23 protein-coding genes and 1 pseudogene are annotated in these 26599 nt (G+C 39.4%); 14 read left to right on the forward strand and 10 right to left on the reverse strand.

The features are described from left to right. Window positions 1–93: 93 nt before the first annotated feature. Window positions 94–279, reverse strand: a pseudogene (locus CWB85_RS18590) (transposase); the annotation flags it as partial. A 733-nt stretch (window positions 280–1012) separates the two neighbouring features. On the opposite strand from CWB85_RS18590, the gene CWB85_RS18595 reads away from it, so the two are divergent. Then, window positions 1013–2218, forward strand: a complete 1206-nt coding sequence (locus tag CWB85_RS18595; protein WP_138555673.1) for a tyrosine-type recombinase/integrase — start codon at window positions 1013–1015, stop codon at window positions 2216–2218. 6 nt (window positions 2219–2224) lie between these two features. On the opposite strand, the gene CWB85_RS18600 is transcribed toward CWB85_RS18595, so the two are convergent. Next, window positions 2225–3529, reverse strand: coding sequence for a hypothetical protein (locus CWB85_RS18600; RefSeq protein WP_138555674.1), 1305 nt, complete (start codon window positions 3527–3529; stop codon window positions 2225–2227). Window positions 3530–3989: 460 nt separating this feature from the next. On the opposite strand from CWB85_RS18600, the gene CWB85_RS18605 reads away from it, so the two are divergent. From CWB85_RS18605 to CWB85_RS18615, 3 genes are all read left to right on the forward strand, one after another. After that, on the forward strand, window positions 3990–4661 hold the full coding sequence (locus tag CWB85_RS18605) for an inovirus Gp2 family protein (protein WP_138555675.1): 672 nt from the start codon (window positions 3990–3992) through the stop codon (window positions 4659–4661). Between the two features lie 199 nt (window positions 4662–4860). After that, entirely contained in the window at window positions 4861–5064 is a 204-nt protein-coding gene (locus CWB85_RS18610; RefSeq protein WP_138555676.1) for a hypothetical protein, read from the forward strand. Continuing rightward, window positions 5061–5369: a hypothetical protein gene (locus CWB85_RS18615; RefSeq protein WP_138555677.1), complete on the forward strand. Its 309-nt coding sequence runs from the start codon at window positions 5061–5063 to the stop codon at window positions 5367–5369. Before CWB85_RS18610 ends, CWB85_RS18615 begins: the two co-directional genes overlap by 4 nt. A gap of 66 nt (window positions 5370–5435) precedes the next feature. Here the strand turns inward: CWB85_RS18615 and CWB85_RS18620 are convergent, their stop codons facing one another. The 4 genes from CWB85_RS18620 to radC are packed head-to-tail and all read right to left on the reverse strand — an operon-like array spanning window position 5436 to window position 7205. Next, on the reverse strand, window positions 5436–5675 hold the full coding sequence (locus CWB85_RS18620) for a hypothetical protein (protein ID WP_138555678.1): 240 nt from the start codon (window positions 5673–5675) through the stop codon (window positions 5436–5438). Between the two features lie 53 nt (window positions 5676–5728). Continuing rightward, window positions 5729–6289 carry a tyrosine-type recombinase/integrase gene (locus tag CWB85_RS18625; RefSeq protein WP_138555679.1) on the reverse strand — a complete coding sequence of 187 codons (561 nt, stop codon included), beginning with the start codon at window positions 6287–6289 and terminating at the stop codon, window positions 5729–5731. A gap of 10 nt (window positions 6290–6299) precedes the next feature. Next, window positions 6300–6719, reverse strand: a complete 420-nt coding sequence (locus CWB85_RS18630; protein ID WP_138555680.1) for a DUF2787 domain-containing protein — start codon at window positions 6717–6719, stop codon at window positions 6300–6302. Window positions 6720–6731: 12 nt separating this feature from the next. Beyond that, the gene (gene radC / locus CWB85_RS18635) at window positions 6732–7205 is read right to left on the reverse strand and encodes a RadC family protein (RefSeq protein WP_138555681.1); all 474 of its coding nucleotides are present in this window, start codon (window positions 7203–7205) and stop codon (window positions 6732–6734) included. 124 nt (window positions 7206–7329) lie between these two features. On the opposite strand from radC, the gene CWB85_RS18640 reads away from it, so the two are divergent. From CWB85_RS18640 to CWB85_RS18675, 8 genes are all read left to right on the forward strand, one after another. Next, a complete protein-coding gene (locus CWB85_RS18640) occupies window positions 7330–7512 on the forward strand; it encodes an AlpA family transcriptional regulator (RefSeq protein ID WP_138555682.1) in 183 nt (60 codons plus the stop codon). Window positions 7513–7677: 165 nt separating this feature from the next. After that, the gene (locus CWB85_RS18645; RefSeq protein WP_138555683.1) at window positions 7678–9228 is read left to right on the forward strand and encodes a type I restriction-modification system subunit M; all 1551 of its coding nucleotides are present in this window, start codon (window positions 7678–7680) and stop codon (window positions 9226–9228) included. Window positions 9229–9242: 14 nt separating this feature from the next. Next, window positions 9243–10436 carry a restriction endonuclease subunit S gene (locus tag CWB85_RS18650; RefSeq protein WP_212748242.1) on the forward strand — a complete coding sequence of 398 codons (1194 nt, stop codon included), beginning with the start codon at window positions 9243–9245 and terminating at the stop codon, window positions 10434–10436. Between the two features lies 1 nt (window position 10437). Beyond that, window positions 10438–11733: an AAA family ATPase gene (locus tag CWB85_RS18655; protein ID WP_138555685.1), complete on the forward strand. Its 1296-nt coding sequence runs from the start codon at window positions 10438–10440 to the stop codon at window positions 11731–11733. Next, a complete protein-coding gene (locus CWB85_RS18660) occupies window positions 11730–12785 on the forward strand; it encodes a virulence RhuM family protein (protein WP_138555686.1) in 1056 nt (351 codons plus the stop codon). The genes CWB85_RS18655 and CWB85_RS18660 overlap by 4 nt, the downstream gene beginning before the upstream one ends. Beyond that, window positions 12782–15895 carry an HsdR family type I site-specific deoxyribonuclease gene (locus CWB85_RS18665; RefSeq protein WP_138555687.1) on the forward strand — a complete coding sequence of 1038 codons (3114 nt, stop codon included), beginning with the start codon at window positions 12782–12784 and terminating at the stop codon, window positions 15893–15895. Before CWB85_RS18660 ends, CWB85_RS18665 begins: the two co-directional genes overlap by 4 nt. A gap of 161 nt (window positions 15896–16056) precedes the next feature. Next, window positions 16057–17046: a type II toxin-antitoxin system antitoxin DNA ADP-ribosyl glycohydrolase DarG gene (darG, locus tag CWB85_RS18670; protein ID WP_249314921.1), complete on the forward strand. Its 990-nt coding sequence runs from the start codon at window positions 16057–16059 to the stop codon at window positions 17044–17046. Window positions 17047–17292: 246 nt separating this feature from the next. Next, the gene (locus CWB85_RS18675; RefSeq protein ID WP_138555688.1) at window positions 17293–17673 is read left to right on the forward strand and encodes a hypothetical protein; all 381 of its coding nucleotides are present in this window, start codon (window positions 17293–17295) and stop codon (window positions 17671–17673) included. Window positions 17674–17728: 55 nt separating this feature from the next. On the opposite strand, the gene CWB85_RS18680 is transcribed toward CWB85_RS18675, so the two are convergent. Beyond that, a complete protein-coding gene (locus CWB85_RS18680) occupies window positions 17729–18148 on the reverse strand; it encodes a hypothetical protein (protein WP_138555689.1) in 420 nt (139 codons plus the stop codon). A 160-nt stretch (window positions 18149–18308) separates the two neighbouring features. On the opposite strand from CWB85_RS18680, the gene CWB85_RS18685 reads away from it, so the two are divergent. Beyond that, window positions 18309–18956: a hypothetical protein gene (locus tag CWB85_RS18685; RefSeq protein ID WP_138555690.1), complete on the forward strand. Its 648-nt coding sequence runs from the start codon at window positions 18309–18311 to the stop codon at window positions 18954–18956. Window positions 18957–19157: 201 nt separating this feature from the next. Continuing rightward, window positions 19158–20111, forward strand: coding sequence for a ribosome biogenesis GTPase YlqF (ylqF, locus tag CWB85_RS18690; RefSeq protein ID WP_016709910.1), 954 nt, complete (start codon window positions 19158–19160; stop codon window positions 20109–20111). Window positions 20112–20883: 772 nt separating this feature from the next. Here ylqF and CWB85_RS18695 read toward each other — a convergent pair. From CWB85_RS18695 to CWB85_RS18705, 3 genes are all read right to left on the reverse strand, one after another. Beyond that, window positions 20884–23832 carry a DUF3857 domain-containing transglutaminase family protein gene (locus CWB85_RS18695; RefSeq protein ID WP_244390021.1) on the reverse strand — a complete coding sequence of 983 codons (2949 nt, stop codon included), beginning with the start codon at window positions 23830–23832 and terminating at the stop codon, window positions 20884–20886. An 88-nt stretch (window positions 23833–23920) separates the two neighbouring features. Continuing rightward, the gene (locus CWB85_RS18700; RefSeq protein ID WP_138555691.1) at window positions 23921–25204 is read right to left on the reverse strand and encodes a sensor histidine kinase; all 1284 of its coding nucleotides are present in this window, start codon (window positions 25202–25204) and stop codon (window positions 23921–23923) included. Continuing rightward, window positions 25204–26580, reverse strand: a complete 1377-nt coding sequence (locus CWB85_RS18705) for a sigma-54-dependent transcriptional regulator (protein ID WP_138555692.1) — start codon at window positions 26578–26580, stop codon at window positions 25204–25206. Before CWB85_RS18705 ends, CWB85_RS18700 begins: the two co-directional genes overlap by 1 nt. Between the last annotated feature and the right edge of the window lie 19 nt (window positions 26581–26599).

Here is a 26599-nt window from a genome sequence, read left to right on the forward strand (position 1 = left end):
AAACTCGAAACTCGAAACTCGAAACTCGAAACTCGAATGTAGCAGGTCATCCTATAGTGTAGTTTTCAGCTGTCATACCAATCTGCATAAAGATTAAGTCAATTTTATCCAGTCTCTAGAGCATATGCTTTTAACCGTATCAGGCACTGAGATGAATTTATTCCACGCTTGCGACACCTGTTCGACTATTTCTTCGTAACCACTAAACACGCGATTAGACAGACAGTGTTGCCGTATCCAACTCCATACTTGCTCTATTGGATTTAACTCTGGCGAATGGATTTAACTCTGGCGAATAAGGTGGGAGGTTGATAAGTGAAGATATACGCACAAATACATTTACGATAGATTTGGTGTTCAATACAAACTCAATAATGACGAGCTTGCGCTATAAAGCGTTTAAATGCTTTAGAGCCATCTTACAAGGTGATAGCTTTATTTTCTCATAGGCTTTCAGTCTGGCAAGAACAAGCTCAGTTAACACTGGCGTAAACAATGCCCCCTTTTAGCGGCTAATTCAAAGCCATCTTCTTTAGAAGGTGGAGCTTTTACTTCTTTATTTGTAGAAGATATAAACCATTGGTGTATTTTTGTCCATAAACATAAATTGTACTTATGTAGCTGAGATATACTACTGGTTTCATTTAAACGAGAAGTTTAAAGGGATTATGTAGTAAACTACGGATCATTAGTGAGGTGATAAATCGAAGTTATTCACCCAGTACCCCGCATAGCACTTAATTAAGTACCCCATGGTGTTATGGGTTGAAATAAAAGGTTTACATATCAAATGAGTAGAGCAGGAATACAGTGGTTCCCTGGGCGCTTGTATTAACTTCCGCGCCGCTCCGTAGTGTTACTTAAACTCCATAAAAAACATGTGTTTAATCTATTTTTATTCCGTATTTGTCCAGTCTAATCTTGTTGCTTCTACTATTTTTAGTACCCACGTTAGTACCCATGAGATTATGTTTTATATATACTAGTCTTAATCATCATTATGGAGCTTATTATGGCTAGGCCTGTAGTTCGTCTAACGGATAAGAAAATAAAATCAATTACTAGTACAGGCAAAGAACAAACGCTTTCTGACGGTGGCGGTCTTCAACTGCGTGTTTTACCTAGTGGTACTAAATCTTGGCAATTTAAGTTTAAAGATCCAATAAGTGATAAATTTAATAAATTACCCCTTGGGCTTTATCCAGCACTATCGCTTGCTAACGCACGTACTAAAGCTATTGAGTATCAAGAACTACTAGCGCAAGGTATTAACCCAAAGGCATATGAGCTTGCAAAAAAGCGAACAGAGAGCCGAAAAGCTGCGAATACTTTTTTAGCTGCTGCAGAGCTTTGGTTTGAACGAAAACAGCCTACTGTGACCGCTCATCACGCAGCTAGGGAATGGCGAACACTTGAGATGTATATTTTCCCCAAGTTGAAAGACACGCCTTTAGAAAGCATTACAGCGATTGATACCATTGAAATTCTCAGGCCACTTGAGACTGACGGTAAGCACTCCACAATCAAGCGTATTTGCCAAAGCCTGAATCAAATCATGGATTACTCGGTAAATCATGGTTTTATCAATGCCAATCCACTAGCAAAAATCATAAAAGTATTTACTAAAAATACAGTGGAGCACATGGCTACAATAAGGCCTGAAGAGTTACCTGATTTTTTAACGGCTGTGAATAACTCTCAAACCATTCAGGACAAAACCAAGCTTTTAATTTTGTGGCAGTTGCACACAATGACCCGTTCAAAAGAAGCCGCAGGGACTAAGTGGGCTGACATTAATATTGAAGAGGCTGTTTGGGTGATTCCTGCTGAAGAAATGAAGCGAAGAAGAGCCCATAGAGTGCCTTTGACGCCTGCTACTTTGGCAATACTTGAACAAATGAAACCACTCAGCGGTCACCATGAATATGTATTCCCGAGTGAGCGTAATGAAAAGGGCCATGCAAGCACTTACACGGTCAATGCCGCGATTAAACGAAGCTTAGGCTACAAAGATAAGTTGGTAGCCCATGGCTTGCGCTCTGTTGCTTCTACAGCGCTTCATGAAAAAGGTTACGATAGCCTTTTGGTAGAAGCCTGCTTAGCCCACGCAGATGAAAATGAAACTCGAGCGGCATATAACCGCTCTGATTACCTAGAGCAGCGTAGACCAATAATGGCTTGGTGGAGTGATCTGATTGAGCAGGCTAATTCAAAGTAATAAGAGCTAATCAAGCATTGTTTTAACTATTTCATTGAGGGCTTTTTTTTCAGTGGTATTTTGATCTTTAGCGTAGTTGGTTAGCTTTTTTTGGTTTGCTTTGGTTAAGCCTAACGGGCTACTACTTTTTTGACGAAACATTTTCTGTTTATGTGCGTTGTATAATGATGTGTTTAGTTCAGCTGTTGTTGGGAGCTTATCCTCATATTTGTTAATAAAACGACCAACTTTATTGCTGGAACCTATTATAGGGCTTGTTGTTTTAAATTTTTGATATTTAAAGTCTACTTCAGGCCAGTTGCGAATATGTACTTCACCTTTACGCTTGAGGCTAACCATAAAGAGATATTTTAGTCTGGGTCGAAAAATATATGATGGCTCAATAGTTTCGTATGGGTAATAGGTATCGGTGTAAATGATACAAGGCATATATGCATCATTGATGGACTTGAATTCATTAAGCTCAACTAGTTCAATGTCTGACGGTTTGAAGAGGTCCATAGTGTTGGGGGTGGCGTTTTCTGTTTCATTACTATTTTTAGTTATAGTTTCATTACCAAAATAGTTTAAATCGATTTGAACATCCAAACTTTTAGTTGTAATGATATGATCGAATATTGGGACTTTAATTGCTTCTATAAATCCCCCTTTTAAGTGCTTCCAATTACTTATCAAGGCAATAACAGACCAATAAATTGTCTCATTATCAATTGGTTTAATGAATTGGAAAGCTATTTTTTCCTCTGCCGCCTCATCTATTTTTTCTGTTAGATAACGCCAAATCCAGCTACATGTTTCTTCATCTTTTATATCTAACCAGGGAAGTAGGCTTTTACCTGTTACAAACTGTGAATAGTCTCGTTTCATCGTCAGTAAATAGTCTTGTTTAACTCCTTCATTGCAAAGTGAGGCATCAAAAATTTTAATGATTAGAGGGTAAATCTCCTTAATGTTACTTGCAAAATTTCTATAGTACTTATTTTGTGGAGCGAAATGAATCTGTGAAATAGGGTTAAGGTTTATGTAAAAAAGCACCCAGCATACCTGCTTTGGATTTTTAATCGATAGCCAATCAAAACTCTCAATAGGGAGTATATTTTCAAAGTAACTCTTCATTAAGAGACTCAATTGAAACTGTAAACGAACTCCTACTCCATTAATGGATTCATTTTCCCAGCACTGAATAATCTCGCGAGCTTCTTGAATGTTTGTAGGGAATCGATTTACCGTAAACAACTCAGTGTGATGAATATATTCAACTAACCAATACAGTGATCTTTCATCATTTTTGAATGTGTCTAACCATGACATTTTTGTAATTCCTTATCAAGTGAAGTTCATTTATAGCATAACTAAAGCGTAATTTATAAGTGATTTATTCATAATAAATAAAACTATTTATAGTAAAAAAAACGTAACTAAGATACTTTATATAAGCGCGTTTTTACTGGGTTAACCTATGTTTTAGTGTTTATTTTCTTAGTTTTGATTTTATGATCTATCGCATGCTAGTTTTGAAAAAGCAAATATTAAGCTTTGTAGGCAGATGAATTGATCCCACATCGGTACTACTTTTCTCTTTTTTCTTTCTGTTAAATTCAACTCAACAGCCTAGGGTTTTTTGATTCATACCACACAAACCTGATGGGTTGTTTTTCTGTATAGGTAATATATACACAGCACTACCTTTTCAAACTTATAAAGCAATAATGGATAAATAATTACTAAGGAGACACCTCTTATGTGACTAACTAAAATCAAGAGGAAAATAATGAATATACGTCATCCAGTTAATAGGAACTTAGTGATAAACAAAGTAGGGTTCTACAAAAATATTCCTGTATGGAATAAAGGAGACTTGATACAAAATTATTTAATATCTATTGAGCAGGTTCTAACTCAAAGTCTGAATGAGCACCCTAGGACTTTAGCTATTAGGTTCGATTTAAGATTTCCAGTTAGCTTTGGGATTATTGATCAAATCGCAAGTTTACAAACATCGCATATATCGAGCTTTTTTAAGAATCTTGATCTAGAAATAAAGCGTGACATTAAAGATAAAATTAAAAGAAACGGTAATGCTCACCATAGTAGTTTGAGATACATATGGGTTAAAGAGCAAGATAGCTCTTGCATGCCTCATTATCATGTTGCGATTTTTCTGAATAAAGACACTTATTATGGTTTAGGTAATTATCAAGGTAATGGTGATAATATGGCTTCTCGTATAATAAGAGCTTGGGCCAGGTCTATAGGGATTGAAACCTATGATGCGGGTAAGTGTGTAGAATTTCCTGATAATCATACATACAGGCTTAATAGGAACAGTGAAAACTTTGCAGAGGATTTTGAACAGCTATTCTTTAGAGTTAGTTATTTTGCAAAAGTTGATACAAAAGCTTTTGGTAGTAAAGATAATTATTTTGGTTGCAGCAGAAGGTAATCAACTTCCCATTAAGCCACTCAACGAGTTTTTGAGACCTTGAACTACTTAAATAAGCTTAAGCCCTTAGTATATATGGGATGGCAAGTTCCCAAAATACCATTATGGGAACTTGTTTTTAAATTGGCAGAGTTGCCTATTGTCTGAGTTGACTTTAGTATCAACTTATAAGTTATTAGCTTTATACCAAGGATCGAAGATGTTAAGTTGGTTAAGAAATGTGTTTACTTCTCTATTTGCATTTTGGGGGGCTTTGCCCGAGAGTTCAAAAAGAAAAATTGTTGATGTAATAGTTGAAGCTTCTGGTAAAGTTTTCAAAGCTTTTTATGATGAGCACTCAAAGGCAAAAGAGAAAGCAAATGAGCAAGCTGAGGACGCAAGTGTCGAGGGGGAAAGGAAATGACTAAGTTAACAACATTGACTAGCTTAACGCATTTTATTACGGCAAGAAAAAATAAAAGTTTAGTGCCATTATCTGATACTGCTGTTGCTATAGAAAAAGAGGTTATTGTTTCTAACTTTACGAAAAGTAATGAATCAAAAGAATTTTCTGAAAGAGTTGTATCACTGGTTAATAGTCCAGAAGTTATTAATGAAGTTAGTGATAGATTGGGGGTGCCTAAAGATGGAGAGTCTCAGCAAGAGTTTGTTGCACGAGGCAAGAATGCCCTCCGAGACACCTTACTTAAAAAGCTTTCTGTAAAGTAAATGTAGAAGGTTATATAGCAGAATCGAACAACTTAGAGAGTGCTCATATAGAGCACTCGTATTTAACTAATCAAATAAACTAGCAATACCAGCAACTATCCCACCAGCTACCGCCAAAGGGATTGTAACAGGCGCAGAGGTAACGCCTGCACCAATTACTATTGCACCAGATGTAAGGGCTCCAGCAGCTGCACCGGAACCTATAGCCACAGCTGTTCTGCTTACGCTAGAGTCACTACTGCCAGTTATCTGTTTGGATAACTCATTACCAACTAAGCCGCACGAAACGGCTTTATCTAAAGACATAATGCCTTCCTTTTAGTTAAGTAAAACAAGCGCCAAAATGACGTTGTTAAGGGTTATAGCTCTAGTTCTTCAAAGTCTTTGTCTATTTCCTCCTGTGTTATGCCTATGTAACGAAGTGTTGTTGCTTCGGAGCTATGGCGAAGCATTTTCATTACTCGGGCGATGTCGTGGGTTTTCTGATACAAGTGATAGCCACGTGTTTTACGCATTGAGTGAGTACCTAAATGAATACTTAGTTCTTCACCAACGAGCGCAAATGCTTTTGTAACCGCTCTACGTGATAGCGGTTTAGGTTTTGAATTGATCGCTTGTTGATTTCGGTATGATTGAAATAAGTAGATGTGCTGTGGATGAGTAAGCTTAATTTCGTTGATTAAGGTAAGCGCCTTATCATTTAGCTTTATTTCAGCTAGTTTCGAGGTCTTTGACTCATAAATAATTAACCTATCGTTATTTATGTCAGTGAACTTCACCGCAAGTAAGTCAGATATTCTAAGCGCGAGGTTTAAGCCAATGTTCCATATTTGGCTCATTTGCCTTGAGCAACGCTTTTCTAGCAAATAACTAACAAGTCTTACTGTATCAAGATCTTTAACCGCTTGTACTTCAGCCATTACCAACTCCTTACTCAGTCGTAATTGTTACCTGATAACAACCAGTGTTGTAGTATTCAACAAAGTTTGAAATGAACAAGGCTAACAACTCTTTACCTTCCCTGGCATTTAACCAACCAGCTAAGAAGTGATAAACCTGTTTAATGCTAAAGCACACATCAATTTCTTTTATCAGTTCAGGGGTATAACGTCCCTGATACGAAAAGTCAGTAATATAAATAAGCTGCCAGCTGGTGGCCTGCTTTTCTAACCTAACCTCTACAGGGTGAAAGCCTCCAGCTTCAGGACTGTAGTCTGGATCTCTAAAGTTAAGCGTAACCGCCTTAGCTCCGCCTATAGAATCACCTCTATTCGCAATAGCACTTACAATCACACCAATAAAAGAGTCAGGCACTTTAAAGCCTGATATTTGTTCTATTTTTAACGCCATATTTATCTCCTTTTAAATTAAGCCATGCTCAGCGAATGAATACGTGTTCTCGCCAATGATGATGTGATCAAGCACTGATACATCAATTAGGTTAAGTGCCTGCTGTAATTTGGTAGTAATAAGCTTGTCTGCTTGAGAAGGCGTAGTAACGCCTGAAGGGTGGTTATGCGCCAATATAATGGATGCAGCATTAAGCTCCAGCACCTCTTTAACAACTTCTCTAGGATAAACGCTAGCAGCGTTAATAGTGCCTCTAAATAGCTCTTTAAACTCCAGTATGCGGTTCTGGCTATCTAAAAACAGGACGGCAAATACTTCATGTTCATGTATTGCGAGTTTATGTTTTAAGTACTCTTCGCAATCATTAGGGCTATTTAAAACGCCATCTCTAAACTGCTTCTTAGCGATTATGTATGCAGCAGCTTCAAGTATTTGCTCATCATTTACGGGGTGTTTAAATTCATATAACGACTGTTGACCTTGCATTGTAAATTCCTCTTAAGTGGTTCATGCAAGTTAGTGATGTATATGTGTAAGTTTTTTGTTTGAGGGCATAAAAAAATACTAACCCCGGAAAGGTTATGAACTAATAACCAACCGGAGAAATTCCATGCGTTTAATCAAATTAAAAGAAGTAATCGAAAAAACATCACTTGGTCGTTCAACAATTTATGAGCTTATGACTGATGGCAGATTCCCAAAGCAAGTATCGTTGGGTGCAAAATCTGTAGCCTGGCTTGAGTCAGAGGTAGATGATTGGATAATGGAAAGGATTAGTGAAAGGGAAGCGTAAAGACAGTAAAACTATTTATAAAGTGAAGCAGCAGATTGATTATATAGAATTTGTGGTAGTATTATTTGGATGAAAAGTAAGTGAGGTAAAGCTCGTATTGGCTTTATCTGACTTACTAAAATATGCGGCTTAATATTAAATAACGTACTTTACGGGAATAAAGAAATGACAAGTAACCAACAACGTGCTGAGCTTCAACGACAAATATGGGCTATTGCTAACGATGTGCGAGGTTCAGTAGATGGTTGGGACTTCAAGCAGTACGTGTTGGGTACTTTGTTCTATCGCTTTATCAGTGAGAACTTTGTTGGTTACATCACAGGCGGTGATGAAAGTGTTAATTATGCTGCCATGGACGATGATGATGAAAACATTCTAGCTGCAAAAGATGATGCAGTCCGTACGAAAGGATATTTTATCCTTCCAAGCCAGTTGTTTAGCAATGTGGCGGCTAATGCGCATAAGAACGAAAATTTAAATACGGATTTGGCTGCTATTTTTGCTGCAATCGAAAACTCAGCCAATGGCTATGATTCAGAAAAAGACATAAAAGGCTTGTTTGCGGATTTTGATACCACCAGTAATCGCTTAGGTAATACGGTAGAAGCAAAAAACAAACGCCTAGCAGCTGTGTTAAAAGGCGTGGCTGGCTTAAATATCACTCAATTTGAAGACAACGAAAACGACCTGTTTGGTGATGCTTACGAGTTCCTGATTTCAAACTATGCTGCCAATGCGGGTAAATCCGGTGGCGAATTTTTCACGCCTCAGCATGTTTCAAAACTCATCGCGCAGCTGGCCATGCACGGCCAAACCAGTGTGAATAAAATCTATGACCCTGCGGCGGGTTCGGGCTCGTTGCTTTTACAAGCCAAAAAGCACTTTGATGCGCATATCATTGAAGATGGTTTTTTTGGTCAAGAGCTGAACCACACCACCTACAACTTGGCGCGTATGAACATGTTTTTGCACAACATTAACTACGACAAGTTTAATATTCAGTTGGGTGATACTTTAACTGAACCACATTTTTTCGATGACAAGCCCTTTGATGCGATTGTCTCTAACCCGCCTTATTCGGTGAAATGGATTGGTAGCGACGACCCAACCTTAATTAACGATGACCGCTTTGCGCCCGCTGGCGTATTAGCGCCTAAATCAAAAGCCGACTTTGCTTTTGTGTTGCATGCGCTCAGTTACCTATCAAGCAAAGGTCGTGCAGCTATTGTTTGCTTCCCCGGTATTTTTTACCGTGGTGGTGCTGAGCAAAAAATTCGCCAATACTTGGTTGATAACAACTACGTTGAAACTGTGATTTCACTGGCACCTAACCTGTTCTTTGGCACCACCATTGCCGTGAATATTTTGGTGCTGTCTAAGCACAAAACCGACACCACCACCCAGTTCATTGACGCCAGTGGCGAGGCTTACTTTAAAAAAGAAACCAATACCAACGTTATCACTAATCAGCACATTGAAGACATCATGAATGTGTTTGCCAGCAAAAAGAATGTGGAGCACTTTGCTAAAACTGTAGATTTAGATGTTATCGCAGGCAATGGCTACAACCTTTCGGTAAGCAGTTATGTAGAAGCCAAAGACACACGCGAAATCATCGATATTACCCAGCTCAACGCCGAACTTAAAACCACCGTTGCGAAAATCGACCAGCTTCGCAGTGAGATTGATGCCATTGTTGCGGAGATTGAAGCATGAGCATACTGAATTTTATGGATAAGTTACTTGATGGCTATGAGGTTGCGTGGAAGCCATTGGGTGAAATAGGTGAGTTTATTAGAGGAAATGGATTGCAAAAAAAAGACTTTACAGACACAGGCTTTCCAGCAATCCATTATGGCCAAATTTATACACGGTACGGACTAGAAGCAAAGAGTACTTTTGTTTATGTAAATCATGAATTAGCAAAAAAACTAAAAAAAGCCAAAAAAAATGATCTTTTGTTAGCAACAACATCCGAGAATGATGAAGATGTAGTTAAGCCGCTTGCGTGGTTAGGTGAAGACCTTGCAATTTCAGGTGACATGATGCTTTACAGGCATAGAAATAACGTTAAATACTTAGCACATTTTTTTACATCCGATTCTTTTCAAGAGCAAAAACGGAAATTTATAACTGGTGCAAAAGTTCGAAGAGTGTCAAAGGACAGCCTAGCAAAAATACTCATTCCAATCCCATGCCCAGATAACCCAGAAAAATCGCTGGCAATACAAGCTGAAATTGTACGTATTCTGGACGCATTTACCGCCATGACCGCCGAGCTGACCGCCGAGCTGACCGCCGAGCTTAACATGCGGAAAAAACAATACAACTACTACCGCGACCAGTTGTTGAGTTTTGAAGATGGTGAAGTTGAGTGGAAGGCTTTAGGAAAAATCGCAGAGATAAATACTGGTCAGAAGCCATCTGAAATCTTGGATACAGAGGTGGAGTTTGATTACATCAATGCTGGTACAACTAGGTCTGGATATTGTGCTCTGAGTAATTGTGAGGGCGATACTGTAACGACCCCATCAAGAGGGCAAGGTGGCATTGGCTTTGTTGGTTACCAAAATAAGCCATTTTGGTTAGGTCCTCTTTGTTACAAAATACGGTCTATAGATAACAAAGCGCTAATCAATAAGTACCTTTTTTACATTCTTCAGTCGAAAAATCAGCTGTTATTAGGATTAAAAAAAGAAGGTGGTGTTCCAGCAGTGAATAAATCTGATTTGGCTAAGCTAGAGGTTCCAGTTCCTTCTATTAAAAAACAGGAATGCATTGTGGCTATCTTAGATAAATTTGATACTTTGACCTGTTCAATTAAAGAAGGTCTGCCCCGCGAAATAGAACTCCGCCAAAAGCAATACGAGTATTATCGTGACCTGTTGTTGAGCTTCCCTAAATCAGAAGAGGTGACAGCTTAATATGGCTAAGGAACTAAAGGACATAGCTAAAGACTTAATCAGCAAGAAGAAAAAGGTACAGTTGATCTATGCCTTTAATGGCACAGGTAAAACGCGTTTGTCACGAGCTTTTAAGGAGGAAATAGCTCCTTCTAAGCAAGACGATGATACTGTCGTAGACGCTGGACAATCGCGTGAAAAGTTCCTGTACTACAACGCATTTACGGAAGACCTGTTTTATTGGGATAACGATTTAAAAGAAGATTCAAACCCAAAGTTGAAGATACAACCAAATACTTTTACGGGTTGGTTGATAGATTTGTTAAAAGATTTAGGTGAAGACGGTAACATCGCTACAAACTTTCAACGTTATACGGGTAGTAAAGCTACCCCGATATTTAATGAAAAATACAAAACTAAAATTGATGAAAAGGAAGTAACGATACCTTCATTTTCTGAGGTCACTTTTCAAGTAGCCGCAAATGAGCCAGTTAACTACGAGGCTGCTGTTGCTGCGTCTGATGGTGTCGAAAACATAGTTCAGGGTAAATACGAAGTAATAAAAGTTTCAAAAGGTGAGGAAAGCAACTTTGTTTGGAGTGTTATGTACACCCTCTTACAACAAGTTATCTCCACCCTTAATGAACAAGATGCTACCAATAGAATTACTGATAAGTTTGATGCTTTAGAATACGTATTTATTGATGATCCAGTGAGTTCATTGGATGATACCCACCTTATTGAACTGGCCGTTGATTTAGCTGATTTAATCAAAAGAAGCTATTACTTTGAAGGGCGCGGTCTCAGATTCGTCATCACGACACATAGCCCATTGTTTTATAATGTTTTACACAATGAGTTAAATAACGGCCTTAAAAACCCAGTAGAAGGTAAAATTCCTGCGTGGTTGTATAAACGCGATCAATCAGAAAAGCATCGGCTTGTTAAAAATGTTGATGAAACTTTCGAACTGTTCAGTTCGAATGATCACCCCTTTTCTTATCATCTATTCTTATTGTCTGAAATTCGTGAAGCTATTAAAAATAAACAAGTCAGAAAGTATCACTTTTCATTCATGAGAAATATTTTAGAAAAAACCGCTACTTTCCTTGGATATCTGCGCTGGGAAGACCTTTTGATAAAAACCGCTGAAGGTTCTCCTAATCCATTTTCAAACAGAATTCTTAACTTGGCCAGCCACTCTGCACATGCAGGGGAAGAAATTACAGATATCGAAGAAAAAGATAAGGAAAATCTCGAAGCTCTAGTAAATCACTTGTTTAGAGCATATGGCTTCAATAAACAGGAGTTACAATGACCGATAAGAATTTGACCATACAAGATCAAACCTCTGAATTTTTACTTTACACCGCGCCTAACGGTGATGTGAAAGTAGAAGTATTACTCAGTGGCGAAACCATTTGGCTGACCCAAAAGCGTATTGCTGAATTATTTGGTGTGGGTGTTCCTGCTATTTCTAAGCATTTGAAAAACATTTTTGAAAGTGGTGAATTACAAGAGGAACTGGTTATTTCCATTTTGGAAAATACCACTGCACATGGCGCTATTGCTGACAAAACTCAAACTAAACCGGTGAAATACTACAACCTAGATGCGGTGATTTCAGTTGGTTATCGGGTTAATTCAGCGCAAGCCACCCAGTTTAGGATTTGGGCAACACAGTTGATTAAAGACTACATCATCAAAGGCTTTGCCATGGATGATGAGCGACTTAAAAATGGTCGTTTCTTTGGTAAAGATTATTTTAAAGAGTTACTGGATCGCGTTCGCTCTATTCGTACTAGTGAGCGACGTATTTATCAGCAAATCACTGACATTTTTGCAGAATGTAGTATTGATTACGATGCAAAATCAGAAACTACGCGTCTGTTTTATGCTCATGTACAAGACAAGTTTCACTTTGCGATTACCGGCCATACTGCGGCTGAAATTATTGCACTTAAAGCTGACGCTAATAAGCCATTAATGGGCATGAGCACTTATAAAAATGCACCTGAAGGTAGAATACTCAAATCAGACACTACGGTTGCGAAAAACTATCTGGCAGAAGATGAAATTAAAAAGCTCGAACGCGCTGTGTCAGCATTTTTTGATTACATAGAAGGTATTATTGAACGCCGTAATACTTTTACCATGGAAGCCTTCGCTGAAAGTGTGAATAAGTTTTTAGCCTTTAATGAGTACCAAGTGTTAGAAGGCTATGGCAATGTAACCCGCAAAGCGGCTGAGCAAAAAGCCCATGAAGCTTATGAGAAATTTAACAAACAACAAAAAATAGAGTCAGACTTTGACCGCGAAGTTAAAAAGCTACTTGGGCATGGAAGTAAGAAAAAGGATGTAAACGAATGACGACTTATAAAACGGTGGCAGAATCCAATAATTTTATTGTTTTAGATAAATACACTAAAGACTGGCAAGTTAATGAAAACTTTCAGAGCGAAGGTGATTTAGAGCGTGAGCTGATTCAGGACCTAAGCAACCAGGGCTATGAGTATTTACCCGCGCTAACCACGCCAGATGCCATGCTGGCGAATGTGCGCAAACAGCTACAAGCCCTTAATAAGGTCGAGTTTCGTGACGCCGAATGGGCTCGCTTTTGTGAGCAATACCTGAATACACCCAGCGACAATATTCTCGACAAAACTCGCAAGGTGCATAGTGACTATATCTTCGATTTTGTTTTTGATGATGGCCATATAGAAAACATCTACCTGTTCGACAAGAAAGTTATTGCTCGCAACAAAGTACAGGTCATTAAACAGTTTGAACAAACGGGAAGCCATGCTAACCGTTATGATGTGACGATTTTGGTTAATGGTTTGCCTTTGGTGCAAATCGAACTGAAAAAGCGTGGTGTGGCTATTCGAGAGGCATTTAACCAAATTCATAGGTACAGCAAAGAAAGCTTTAATGCCGAGAACTCCTTGTACAAGTTCTTGCAGCTGTTTGTGATCTCTAATGGCACCGACACGCGCTATTTTGCCAATACTACTAAGCGCGACAAGAATAGCTTCGACTTTACGATGAACTGGGCGAAGTCAGACAATACGCTGATTAGGGATTTAAAAGATTTTACTGCAACCTTTTTCCAGAAAGAGACGCTACTTGAAGTGATTTTGCGTTACTCGGTATTTGATGTCAGCAATACCTTGCTAGTGATGCGCCCCTACCAGATTGCCGCCACCGAGCGCATTTTATGGAAAATAAAAAGTGCATTTAACAGCAGAGATTGGGCTAAGCCAGAAAGTGGCGGTTATATATGGCACACCACCGGATCAGGTAAAACACTCACCAGCTTTAAGGCTGCTCGTTTGGCTACCGATTTAGACTGTATTGATAAAGTCTTTTTTGTGGTGGACAGAAAAGACCTCGACTTTCAAACGATGAAAGAGTATCAGCGGTTCTCACCTGATAGTGTGAACGGTTCAGACAGTACCGCAGGGCTCAAGAGCAACCTTGATAAAGACGATAACAAAATTGTTGTTACCACAATCCAAAAGCTCAACAATTTAATAAAGAATGAGAGTGATTTAGCGATATACAACAAGCAAGTGGTGTTTATTTTTGATGAGTGTCATCGAAGCCAGTTCGGTGAGGCGCAGAAAAACCTGAAGAATAAATTCAAAAAGTACTACCAGTTTGGCTTTACGGGTACGCCAATTTTCCCAGAAAACGCCTTGGGTGCAGAAACAACGGGCGACGTATTTGGTCAGCAGTTGCACACTTATGTGATCACTGATGCTATTCGTGATGAAAAAGTACTCAAGTTCAAAGTGGACTATAACGATGTTCGCCCGCAATTTAAGAGCATTGAGACTGAGCAGGACGATAAAAAACTCAGTGCCGCTGAGAACAAACAAGCGTTTTTACATCCGATGCGGATCTGTGAAATCTCTCAGTATATTCTGAGTCATTTTAACCAAAAAACTCATCGAGCTTATTCGGGTGCAAAAGGGTTTAACGCCATGTTTGCGGTCAGTAGTGTTGATGCGGCAAAAGCGTATTATGAAACCTTTAAAAGGTTGCAGGCTGAGACTGAGAATGGACCCACAAGTAAACCTTTACGTATTGCTACTATCTTCTCATTTGCGGCCAATGAAGAGCAGGACGCCATTGGTGATATTTTAGATGAGAGTTTTGAAGTCAATGCCATGAACAGCAGTGCCAAAGAGTTTTTGAGCGCCGCGATTAACGATTACAACACCATGTTTAAATCTAACTATGGCGTGGACAGTAATGGCTTTCAGAACTACTACCGTGACCTTGCCCAGCGAGCTAAGAACCAAGAGATTGACTTGCTCATCGTGGTGGGTATGTTTTTAACGGGCTTTGATGCGCCTACGCTCAACACCTTGTTTGTTGATAAAAATTTGCGCTATCACGGTTTGATGCAGGCGTTTTCTCGCACTAACCGCATTTATGATGCGACTAAGACCTTTGGCAATATTGTTACCTTCCGTGATTTGGAACAGGCAACCATTGATGCCATCACTTTGTTTGGTGACAAAAACACCAAAAACGTGGTGCTGGAGAAGAGCTACAAAGAATACATGGAAGGCTTCTACGATATTGTTAACAAACAAGAGCGTCGAGGTTTTGTTGATATCGTAAAAGAGCTGCAAGAACGCTTTCCTAACCCAGAAAATATTGAAAAAGAACAAGATAAAAAAGAATTTGCCAAGCTATTTGGTGAATACCTAAAAGCAGAAAATATTTTACAAAACTACGATGAGTTTGCTGGATTAAAAGCACTGCAAAGCTTAGATACCAGTGATGAACATGCTGTTGAAGAGTTTAAGTCAAAGTACTATCTGGACGATGCTGACATCGAGGCAATGCAAACCATCGATATGCCTAGCGAACGTGCTATTCAAGATTATCGTTCTACTTACAACGATACACGCGACTGGTTACGACGTGATAAAGAAGGTCAGGACAAAGATAAGTCAACGGTAGACTGGGACGATGTGGTATTTGAAGTTGATTTGCTAAAATCTCAAGAAATCAACCTCGACTACATTCTTGAACTGATTTTTGACCACAATAAGAAGAATAAGAGCAAAGAAGGCTTGATAGAAGAAGTTCGCCGTATGATCCGCGGTAGCCTCGGCAATAGAGCGAAAGAAAGCTTGGTGGTTGATTTTATTAACCAGACAAACCTTGATGAGATCAATGATAAGGCTAGCATTATCGACGCCTTCTTCAAGTTTGCTCAGGCGGAGCAGAAGCGCGAAGCCGATGCCATTATTGCCTCTGAAAAGCTCAATATCGATGCTGCCAAACGCTATATTGCCTCATCACTCAAACGTGAGTACGCCTCTGAAAATGGCACTGCACTTAATGAGGCACTGCCCAAACTTAGCCCATTGAACCCACAGTACCGAACCCAGAAGCAAACAGTTTTTCAGAAAATCGCCGCTTTTGTTGAGAAGTTTAAAGGTGTAGGGGGACAGGTTTAGGGGCGTAAATATATACAAACCTTACAGCATAAACCTGAGGTCGTAGTTAGGCCGCAGTGGTACTACTGAGGTTAAGATGATTACTTATCAAACGGGCAATATATTACATGATCAAGCTGATGCTATTATCAATACAGTTAATACTGTAGGGGTAATGGGTAATGGGTAAAGGGCTTGCTTTGCAATTTAAAAAGGCCTTTCCTGATAATTTTAAGGTATACAAAAAAGCCTGTGATGATAAAAGGCTGGTAACAGGTGAAGTGTTAACTGTTGAGCTTAAATCTATTAATGCACCATTTTACATTATTAACTTTCCTACTAAAGCACATTGGAAAGGTCGCTCTAAGCTTGAATATATAGAACAAGGGCTGAATAGTCTAAAAGCTGAAGTAAAGCGATTAGGGCTTAAGTCAGTCGCCTTACCAGCACTGGGAAGCGGTCTAGGAGGTTTAGGTTGGGATGCTGTTGATTCACTTATACACAACTCTTTAAGTGAATTGCCAGATGTTGAATGGCGTGTATACCCGCCACAAAATGCACCAAGTGCCCAGGCTATGCCTAATAAAACTAAAAGGCCTGAAATGACGCTAGGCAGAGCCGCAGTGCTGGGCTTGATAGAACGTTATACCTCTACAGGGTTTGGTTATCGCTTATCGCTACTAGAAGTACAAAAGCTTGTGTATTTTTTAACGGCAGCGGGTGAGCCTTTAAACAAAGTGATATTCCAAAAACATCATTATGGCCCTTATGCTGATGTGCTGCGCCATGTGTTAGATAAAATGGAAGGTCACTTTATTACTGGTTATGCAGACGGTATAAATAAGCCTGATACGCCTATAGAGTTAAAAGATGATGCGGCTATCGAAGCAATTAACTATTTGCAAGAATGCCCAAACACAAAGCAACGATTTGATAAAGTAGCCAGGCTAATAGAAGGCTTTGAGTCGCAAAACGGTATGGAGCTACTTTCAACTGTGCACTGGGTTACCACCAATGAATTAGAAGGTAATAACATTACTGACGATGTACTTATTAGTACAGTACATAGCTGGAATGCAAGAAAGTCGCAAATGAAGCCGGCCCATATCCTTGCTGCTTGGAACAAGTTAAAGCAAGAAGACTGGCTAAATTTAAAAGCACAAACAGCTTAAAACTATTTTAAAGGGAAGCGTGATGCTTCCCTTTTATGCCGTGCTTTTGGCTAGGCCTTGAGTATCAGATTAACTTACTTAGGTTATTCTTCGAAGAACTGGTTACTTTGCGAATCTTTGTAGAAATACTTCAATTTTAAGTTTGTGTAATTTTCTCTTTGAAATTTACGGCAGGCTAAATTCAATTGTTATAGACAAATATAATGCCTAGCAGAAGCAGTTTCTCTATGGCTATAAGGTTTAATTATGAAAATTTTAATTGCCATTCTTTTGCTTTTTCCACACTTTAGTTCCGCTGAAGATTCAATGTCTAGAATTAAAGCGCTGCATTTAAGTGTTGGCATAATGGCTTGGTGTGATGTCAAACATGGTAGTAAAGCAGATACGAGCTTTAGAGATGCTGGTTATGAAGCTCGTATGATATTGGAATTAAATGAAGATTGGGATACTGATAAAGTAAAAAAAGTACTCACAGAATTAAAAAAGCGTTCTTTTGGCGGTAGAGATTGCGATTTAGCTATGGAGGACTCTCGTTTGGTTGTCAGCCGCACTTTGAAAGATGCTGGTATTGATTTGACTCAACTTATTCAACAATATCTTTATATGCGAGAGCAAAAGTCTCAATAAATACACAAAGTGAGTCAATGAGAATGTTAAAGTTATTAGTTGATAAGTATGATATCTAGCGATAAGTAACAGCTTTCGATATATCAATTCGATGACCTTTAGTGGGGACCCAGTCACTAGCAATTATTGCACCTTCTTTTATGAAAGTAACCGTTATGCCTCCACTATCGGCAAGCTTAGCGCTATCTTTAGACTCAATAGAGAACGATAAAAAGCTACCAGAGCTGTTTTCTGATATTGTGCCATGGCCAATTTGACGACTCGATGATGTTATTGAAATTATTGCCTCATCAGGATGGGTTTCAGGAATATCAAAGCCAATAATTACACTTGCATTACCTGTCATATTATTACGAGATATCTTTATTGTATTTATACAACCTTCAGTATTACCTATAAAGTTAGCTTCTTTACCCCCATCATAAGAGTCTTTTAGAGTCCAGTATTTAGGCTTTTTATTAAACAATCCAAACATGTTAATCCTTTAATGATTTAGCTGAGATTATACCTATCATCGATGTTGAACGAAAGCGCTCCTCATACATAGCTTGAATTCAAGTATTAAGAGCATTTTTCATTTTATTAAGAAGTGATAAAATCTTATTTTAATTTTAAATGTGAAGGACAACATAGGTATGGGAATTTTCAGTAAGTTTAAAGATAATTATGAAAAAAACCTAGTTATTGAAATTTTAAATGATCAGTTTAAACGGATTGAGTCGCTTGGACTTTTATCTTTTAATCCTAAAAAACTTTCTGTAGAGCTGGTGGAAAACCTATGGGGTGAAAGTGCTAGTTATTTAAATGGGTCAATACACAAGCGACCAGCTAGGATTGTTTTTTCAATAGCTGCATTATCGAATGGGCTAGAATGCCTAGCAAAAGATGATGTGCAAAATCAAAAAGCATTCCTAGTCTTACTAAGAGAACTGTTTACTGAGGTGGATGTTAACAGGAATCAATACGGTATTAAGGCTGTGGATGTTGAGCTGTTAGAAATAGCTAGCAAGATTTATGTAGAGTTTTCTCAAAACTTATCCAGCGAAGAGAGTGTGAGTGAACAAGTAAACTTAGAGAGTTATCAAACATGGGATGAGTGGTATGCTGTTTTTCAAGTCGAGGCTGCACTTCATTTTGATAAGTTAGGTAAATTTAATTGCTTGGAGTATATGGATAAAAGTCCACTTCAAAGAGCCTATGAAGATAATGTAGATCCCAAGTCCTTAGCTAAAGTTTTTGCAGAAAATACAAACTTTGAAACTGTCTTTAAAAACTCAGTTTAATTTCTGGCTCTTACTTTCATATGAAGTCTGCTAGCAGGCTTTTTTAGTGAATGATTTAACTATCATAAATTTATGAAAACTAATTTCTACTTTATAGTAAACTAATAGCAGCACTTAAAAGTACAAAAGCATAGTTTTACTTTTAGTACCCACATTAGTACCCACGGCCTACGGCCTGAAATTAAAGGTCATATAAATCAAATGAGTAGAGCAGGAATACAGTGGTTCCCTGGGCATATGAATAAAGCCCGTAATGAAATTAAAGAAATCATGCCACAGATGGATGTGATCATTGAAGTGCTTGATGCGCGCATTCCTTACAGTAGTGAAAACCCGATGGTGGCTACTTTGCGTGAAGGTAAGCCGGTCATCAAAATTTTGAATAAAGCGGATTTAGCTGATCCTAAAATGACACAGGCATGGAAGGATTACTTTGAGCAAGAAAATGGTGTAAAGGCGATTGCGTTTGGTAATGATAAAGCAGCTGAGGTTCATCGCATTAATGAGCTGTGTAAAAAGCTAGTGCCGCATAAAGTCGGTGCCGATAAGCAAATTAAAGCCATGATCATGGGTATTCCAAACGTCGGTAAATCAACGCTAATAAATGTGTTAGCCGGTCGCATAGTTGCTAAAACCGGTAACGAACCCGCAGTTACTAAAGCACAGCAGCGTATTAAGCTTGAAGACGGTATTATGCTTTATGACACGCCGGGTATGTTATGGCCAAAAGTTGAAAACGAAAACTCAGGCTACCGTTTAGGTGCGACAGGTGCGATACGTGATACTGCGCTTGAATATGAAGAGGTGGCAAGTTATACCGCTGAGTATTTATTGCGTGCTTACCCTGAGCTTTTAAAGGTACGTTATAAAATCGATGAATTACCAGAAAATGATTGGGAGTTTGTTGAAATGGCGGGAAAAAAGCGCGGCTGTATTCGCGGTGGCAATCAAATTGATACCTATAAAATGTCGGAAATTCTCATTAATGAATTACGCGATGGCATTATAGGTCGTATCACCATGGAAACGCCTGCGATGCGTGAAGAGGAAGAAATAATGGTTGCTGAGCTTCGTGCTGCAGCTGAGGCTAAAAAAGCGGCTAAAGAAGAAGAGAAAAAACAACGTAGGGCCCGCGCTCGTAAAAATCGCCGTTAATTGTTTTATACCGGTTAGCCTATTAAAATTTAGACATGAAAAAAGCCCGTAAGGGCTTTTTTAGTTTCATATCTACCGTCACCGATATGAGCAATGTAGCAAGTAAAATAGTAGGGCGGTCACCCGTTATCAACATCAAGGGGCGTTGCGATTAATAACAGGTAACCATAGCTTTAACGTGGGCTACACGTGTTTCAGGGTCGAGAAACAAATTCAGTTTATTCCGTACAAGCCGTAGTGCTTTATCGTCTTGTTGATATTGATTATCAGTTAGATTTCAAAAAGTGTCAACACCTATTTGAAAATAATTCTCATTAAGTTTTGTTTGTTTTATTTTTCTATTAAATTTAGTCGGTTATATAAAAAGTAAATTTTTATATAGGAATTTTTGGCATAAAAAAAGCCCGTAAGGGCTTTTTAGTTTCATATCTACCGTCACCGATATGAGCAATGTAGCAAGTAAAGTAGGGCGGTTACCTGTCACCAACATCAAGGGGCGTTGCGGTTAGAAACAGGAAACCTTAGCAGTTTACGTGCGCCACACGTGTTTCAGGGTCGAGAAACAAATTCAGTTTATTCCGTACAAGTCGTTATGTTTTGCCGCCTTGTTGATATTGATTATCAGTTAGATCTAAAGAACTGTCAACACTCAATTGAAAATAATTCTCATTTATTTGTTTGTATCTAAATAAATACAAACAAAGCAAAGACTTGGCTGTTAAAATAATTTCTCATATCAAGTAAATATTCATTAGAGATAGGTTTGTTGAATCTATCTCTGGTTGTTGCTATCTAAGCGGCGGTTTATTCGCTTAACTAGCTCTGCATCTGCTTTTCCTTCGCTGCCGACGATAAGTAAGAAATGCTCGCCTTGCTGATCAATAACTTTGATCAGCGTATTATCTAGTTGAGTTTTACCATAAGTCACCTCTATGCTAGTTATATCTTTGAAGTGCTTTAAGTTTGACTCAATTTGCCCTTGTTCATTTTGCCAGTAACTAAATATATAGTTGTCAGTAATGCCATTACCATCACTGCGAAAATCAATAAATGCATCACTATAAAAATATAAGATAGCTTCATCCAGAGGTATTAGTTGCTGACGTTTCATAAATTGCACTTGATATGGCCATAATTTATCACCTTTAACAATTGATGTGCTGGGAATTAAATAGCTCTCTTGGAGTAACCCTAAAAATAAAATAGGTGCCCATATGATGCTGATAATGATGTTTCTTACGCGCCATTTTGAATTGTATGTCAGTGCTTCAGATGAGTGATTTATATGTTGAATATAATTAACCATCGGCAGCCAAATAAATGGAATAATACACAAACCAATCGTTGCATAAGCACTAAAACGCGTTGTCGCGGTAAGCACCATAAGTAGTAACCAGATAATTAACGCCAGCGCATTTGGCATGACTTTATTCTTTTTATGGTGCTCCTGACTGTGCGCGAGGAGCTCTAAAAATAACGAGTAGAAAAAGAACAGTGCAAAAATACCGCGAGCAATTGGCATGATATGACTATTTTGTTGTATTTTAATCGCCCGCCAGTTTCGGTAGCTCCAATAGTTTATAAATAGCCCTAAGGTGAGGATACTATAAAGAATAAACTTAGCATTTGTAACAGGGTAAAACTGTGCATCACTAAATGTCGGGCGTTTTGCTGATTCAATACGCCATGCGACAATAAAAAAGAGCATCGCAAGTAGATAAACAAGTAACACTAAAATGATCCAATCATCTTCTAGCGCAAAGCCGTCAGTGGTATCCGCACTTACATATTTAACAATGCCAAACTGTGTATCGTCGATGAGTTTTGCTCGTTCGCTCAGGTAAAGTTTAATCTGAGCGGCTGGAATATGATCTTGCTTGGCATTAAATGAAAAGTTAAGTGTTAAGGTGTCTTCCACAAAGTGGGTGGTTTTTTTAAAATTAAAAAAAGCATTATCAATTTCGCTTTGCTCATTATCAAAATGCCAATTAGGCTCTAAAAACTTAACCTTAATTACGGTTTCAATATTGTTGGGGTATTTAAAATACAGCGGCGCTGTACGATTAATTTGATCGGGTTCGTAAACGCTATTTTGTATATCTGAGGCATAAAAGTCAGCTCTTAACCCTTCGTCGTCAGGTTGCCAAAAGTCATTAATAAGGTAAAACTCGTCACTTAGAAACTCGCCATTATTTGTGCTTTCAGTCACTGTCATCGGCTTATCGATGGTAATACCTTGAAAATAGCCTTGATAATATTCGTGGTAATCTTTGGCTATTTGATCGAGCCCATTACGGGCTAATGAACTGCGTCTATTTATTGCTTCAAACTGGCTATAAATGTAGCGAGTTTGAAATGTTGCAGCTTGCTCAGGTTCAACGGCGATGGTGTAATTATCATAGCTTTTAATTGCAACTGCATCGACAGGTGGAGTCATAGCCGTGAGACGTGATTCGGAAGGTTTAACTATTAAGGCATAACCATAATTAGGCTGTGCTAAATGTGCTAGGGTTCCGGTTTGATAGTTTATTGTTGGGTCTAGCCAATAGCGTTGCTCTGCATACTCAAGGGTAACGATGACATGATTAAACACACGAGCAGAGGCGGGCAGTTCAATCAGCCGTTTTCCCTCATCTGTGTTTACTAGGGCAGGGTAAGCTTTGATGTCCATTGCTTTTAGTAATGAAATAAGCAGAACGGTTTTGTCTTTACAGTCACCGTAGCGAAGTGCCAGAGTTTCAGAAGCTGAAGTCGGTTGATGGGAGTTTGTGCCCATTTCAAGACCTAAATACCTAACCTCGTCTTGGCTAAATTTTAATGCGGCTGCAATACGGTCAGCAATCGCTGGGTTGTTTAGGGCTATTTCATCGGCAACCTGTGTAATAGAGGGGGTTACTTCTATTGCTGATTCATATAACGGAACTGCCCAATTTGCTACGTCTTGCCATGATTTTAACTCTGAGAAAAATACTTGTTTATAAGGACTATACCAGTGAGGAACTTGGTTTGAAGATGCAACCGTTGGCTGATTTTGCAAACTAATTTGGTAGTCATGCCCGAGCTCTAAAGGGGTGTCGGTTATATCAACTTCGCCATTGACGGTATTGATGTATAAAGGTGCGTCCTTTTGCCATAGCACGCGCATAAACTGCTGCGCCACCGGTACGGACCAGTTTAAGGTGCGAGATGCCGCAAAATGTTGATAAATGGGGTTGCGACCAGTAATAGTGTAACTGTAGTCAAGCTTATCCATCGTACGCATATCATCAACAATAATATTTAACGTTAAACTGCCGTTGTAAATGCGATTAGCTAAATCGGTTTCACGCTGCAATACCTTAAACTGCGCACTGGCTAATTTATCTATGTATTGTCCGTCACGAATAATGCCTAAGCCGTTGAGCTCCAGCGTTTGATAACTTGGATCAAAATCAATATTCAGTTGGCTGATGTAATCAATACCTGATTGATTTACAGCTTGCATAACGGTGCGAGTGTAACGTTGTGAGGGTTGTTGCTCTGTGACCTTTATTTGCGTATCGAGTAATAAATAATAAGTGCCATCTGCGATTTTGTTTGTGGGGATCTCAGTCGTGATCAATGTGCGCTGCTCTATCCAGTCTTCGGCTGGCTGTATTTGGTACTCTTGGCTTGCACTTAAGAAGCTGATCATGAGTAAAAAAGCATAGAACATGCTCGTTGCTAATTGAGTCCATTTCATTATTGTTCTTCTTATTGGTAAAGTTTGAGTGTCCTTTTGGCTACAAGATTACCAAGCAAAGGAATATAAGCCAATAAAATCTAGGGGATTATATTGGCAAACAAATTATGACTTGTGTGCCTCGATCGTGTGGGTTGGCTAATAATTGTAACTGGCCAGCTTGATTACGAATGAGCTCGCGACTGATCACTAAACCTATACCTGCACCTTGGGCTTTAGTTGAGTAAAATGGCACAAAGAGGTTGTCGGAGTTGGCAATGCCTGTGCCGCTGTCAGTCAGCTCAATCACAACGTCATCATTTTGCTGTTGCCAGTTAAGTGTGGGGGGCGTGTTACCGCCCGCTTCAAAGGCATTTTTTATTAGGTTGATAAGTGCTTGCTCAAGCTGACCTAAATCGGCGGTAAAATTCACTGGCTGAGATGAGTGAATTACAAGCTCAGGGAATATTGCCTGTAGCCGTAAGTTCACTTGCTCGCTATTGATTTGCTGTTTGTTTGGCGTGGGGAGCTTTGCAAACGCGCTGTAGCTATTTACAAAATCTAATAAATGTTGCGCTCGCTTTTCAATTACTTGCAGCATATCTTGAGCAAGGTCTGGGCTCGGGGTTATTTGCCCTTGTTGTTTCATGGTTTGTAATGATTGGCTCATGGAGTAAATTGGCGTTAAGGAGTTACGTACTTCATGGTTAAGCACACGAATTAAGCGCTGCCAAATGTCTTGTTCATTTGCGCGCAGCTGTTGTTCGATTGAAAATAGTGTAAGCAGTTCGTAATTTCGCCCTGAGCGCCAAAATGTTTGTGCTGATACGATAAAGCGGCGCTTAAAACGAGACTCTTTCTCTATTTGCCAACTACCGTCGCTATAAACTAACCCTAAATCGGCGCTACTTAACCCCTCAACATTGGGGGCTGTTAAGGTGTTTAAAAATGCTTTATTGGTAAAGTAAATTTGCCCGTGAGGGTCTAAAATAACAATAGGCAAATCAAGCATGCTGGCAAACTCAAACACGAACTCTTCGGTTTGCATATAGTGGCGTTTACTTTGCGCTATTTTGTTACTGAGCTTGGTAAAGTCATTTTTAAGGTTGGCGACTCGCCCGCTTTGATACTGCGCTAAATGCCAGCTATTACTCTCGTTGTTAGCGAGGGCATCGAGTTGTGTACCAAAGCGCTCGATAACATCAAGGGTCAATTTGTAGCTTTTGACTACTGCAAACAGGCTTACTGCGACGACGGGGAGCATTATACTAATGCTTGCAAACCAATCGAGCTCCCACGTTATTACAAGCAAAATACACAGCATTAATACAACAAACATCACTAAGGCGGCATAACGCATTAGGCGCTGTTCGAGCGAGTGAGTGCGGGCCATTAAAAGTCTGCTTCTTTTAAATCAAGTTGGTGTTTGTCGATTCTTCTGTAAATTGCTGACTTACTCAAGCCTAAAAACTCACCCGCGGCAACAACATTCCCATTAAATTGCGCCAGCGCTTTTTGGATCATCTGTTTTTCAAGTTCTTCCAGTGGCAGCAACGGTAATGATTCACTTGTTGCGCTGTTACTTGTATCACTACTGGGTTGTTCAAGAATTAAATCACTGGCGTCAATATTGTCGTTATCGCTCATGATCACGGCACGTTCAATACAATGGCTAAGTTCTCGGACATTGCCCGGCCACGTGTAGTTCGTAAGTGCTTTGGTCGCAGCTGCTGAAAGTGACATGCCTTCACGCTGGTATTTTTTACTGTGCGTTGCAAGTAAGTGATGGGCTAATTCTATAATGTCTTCGGGGCGCTCACGCAGTGGCGGAATATGCAGTTCAATGGTGTTGAGTCTGAACAATAAATCGCGGCGAAATTCACCCGCTTCAATGGCTTTAGCCAGCTCTGCGTTAGTGGCAGCAATAATGCGTACATCCGCTGTTTGGGTGTGGCTTGAGCCTAATACTTCAAACTCTTGGCTTTCTAGCACGCGCAGCATTTTACTTTGTAGCTCTAGGGGTAGCGTGGCTATTTCATCTAAAAACAAGGTGCCGCCATTGGCTATTTCAAAACGGCCAAGGCGGTCTTCTTTGGCGTCGGTAAAGGCGCCTTTTTTGTGACCAAATAATTCGCTTTCAAATAAAGAGGGCGCAATAGCACCAATATTTACGCTCACATAGCGTTGCTCACAGCGATTAGAGTGTTGGTGAATATAGTTTGCGAGTAGACTCTTACCGGTGCCATTTTCTCCGGTGATTAAAATACTGGCGTCGGTTTTTGCGGCGCGTTTAGCGCGTGTTAGTAATTGTTGCATCACCGCTGAATTTGCAATGTAATCAGTACTTTTTGGCAAGTTTAGCGCCTTTAAACAGGCATTATCATGATTGCTTTTTTTCAGCGCTAGTTGCTGTTGTACAACGCTAGTTAAACGCAAGTTATTCCAAGGCTTCTCAACAAAATCAACAGCGCCTAATTGCATGGCTTTTACCGCGACATCAACACTTGCCCACGCGGTCATTACGACCACGGGAATGGTTGAGCCAAGCGATTGTAGTTGCTTTAAAAATCGCAGGCCTTCTTCACCGGAGGTGGTATCGAGCCTAAAGTTCATATCAAGTAATATCAGGCTAATAGTCGTGCTATTGATGATCTCTAAGGCTTGCTCTGGGCCCTGTGCTTCAATGCATTGCAAGCCAACTTGATTTAAAGCGACGATGGCCGCCATGCGCACATCTGCTTGATCGTCGATAACTAAAATTGAGTCCATTTTGTTCTTCTTGTTGCAA

The organism is Pseudoalteromonas sp. S1727 (assembly GCF_005886375.1).
Lineage (GTDB): Bacteria > Pseudomonadota > Gammaproteobacteria > Enterobacterales > Alteromonadaceae > Pseudoalteromonas > Pseudoalteromonas haloplanktis.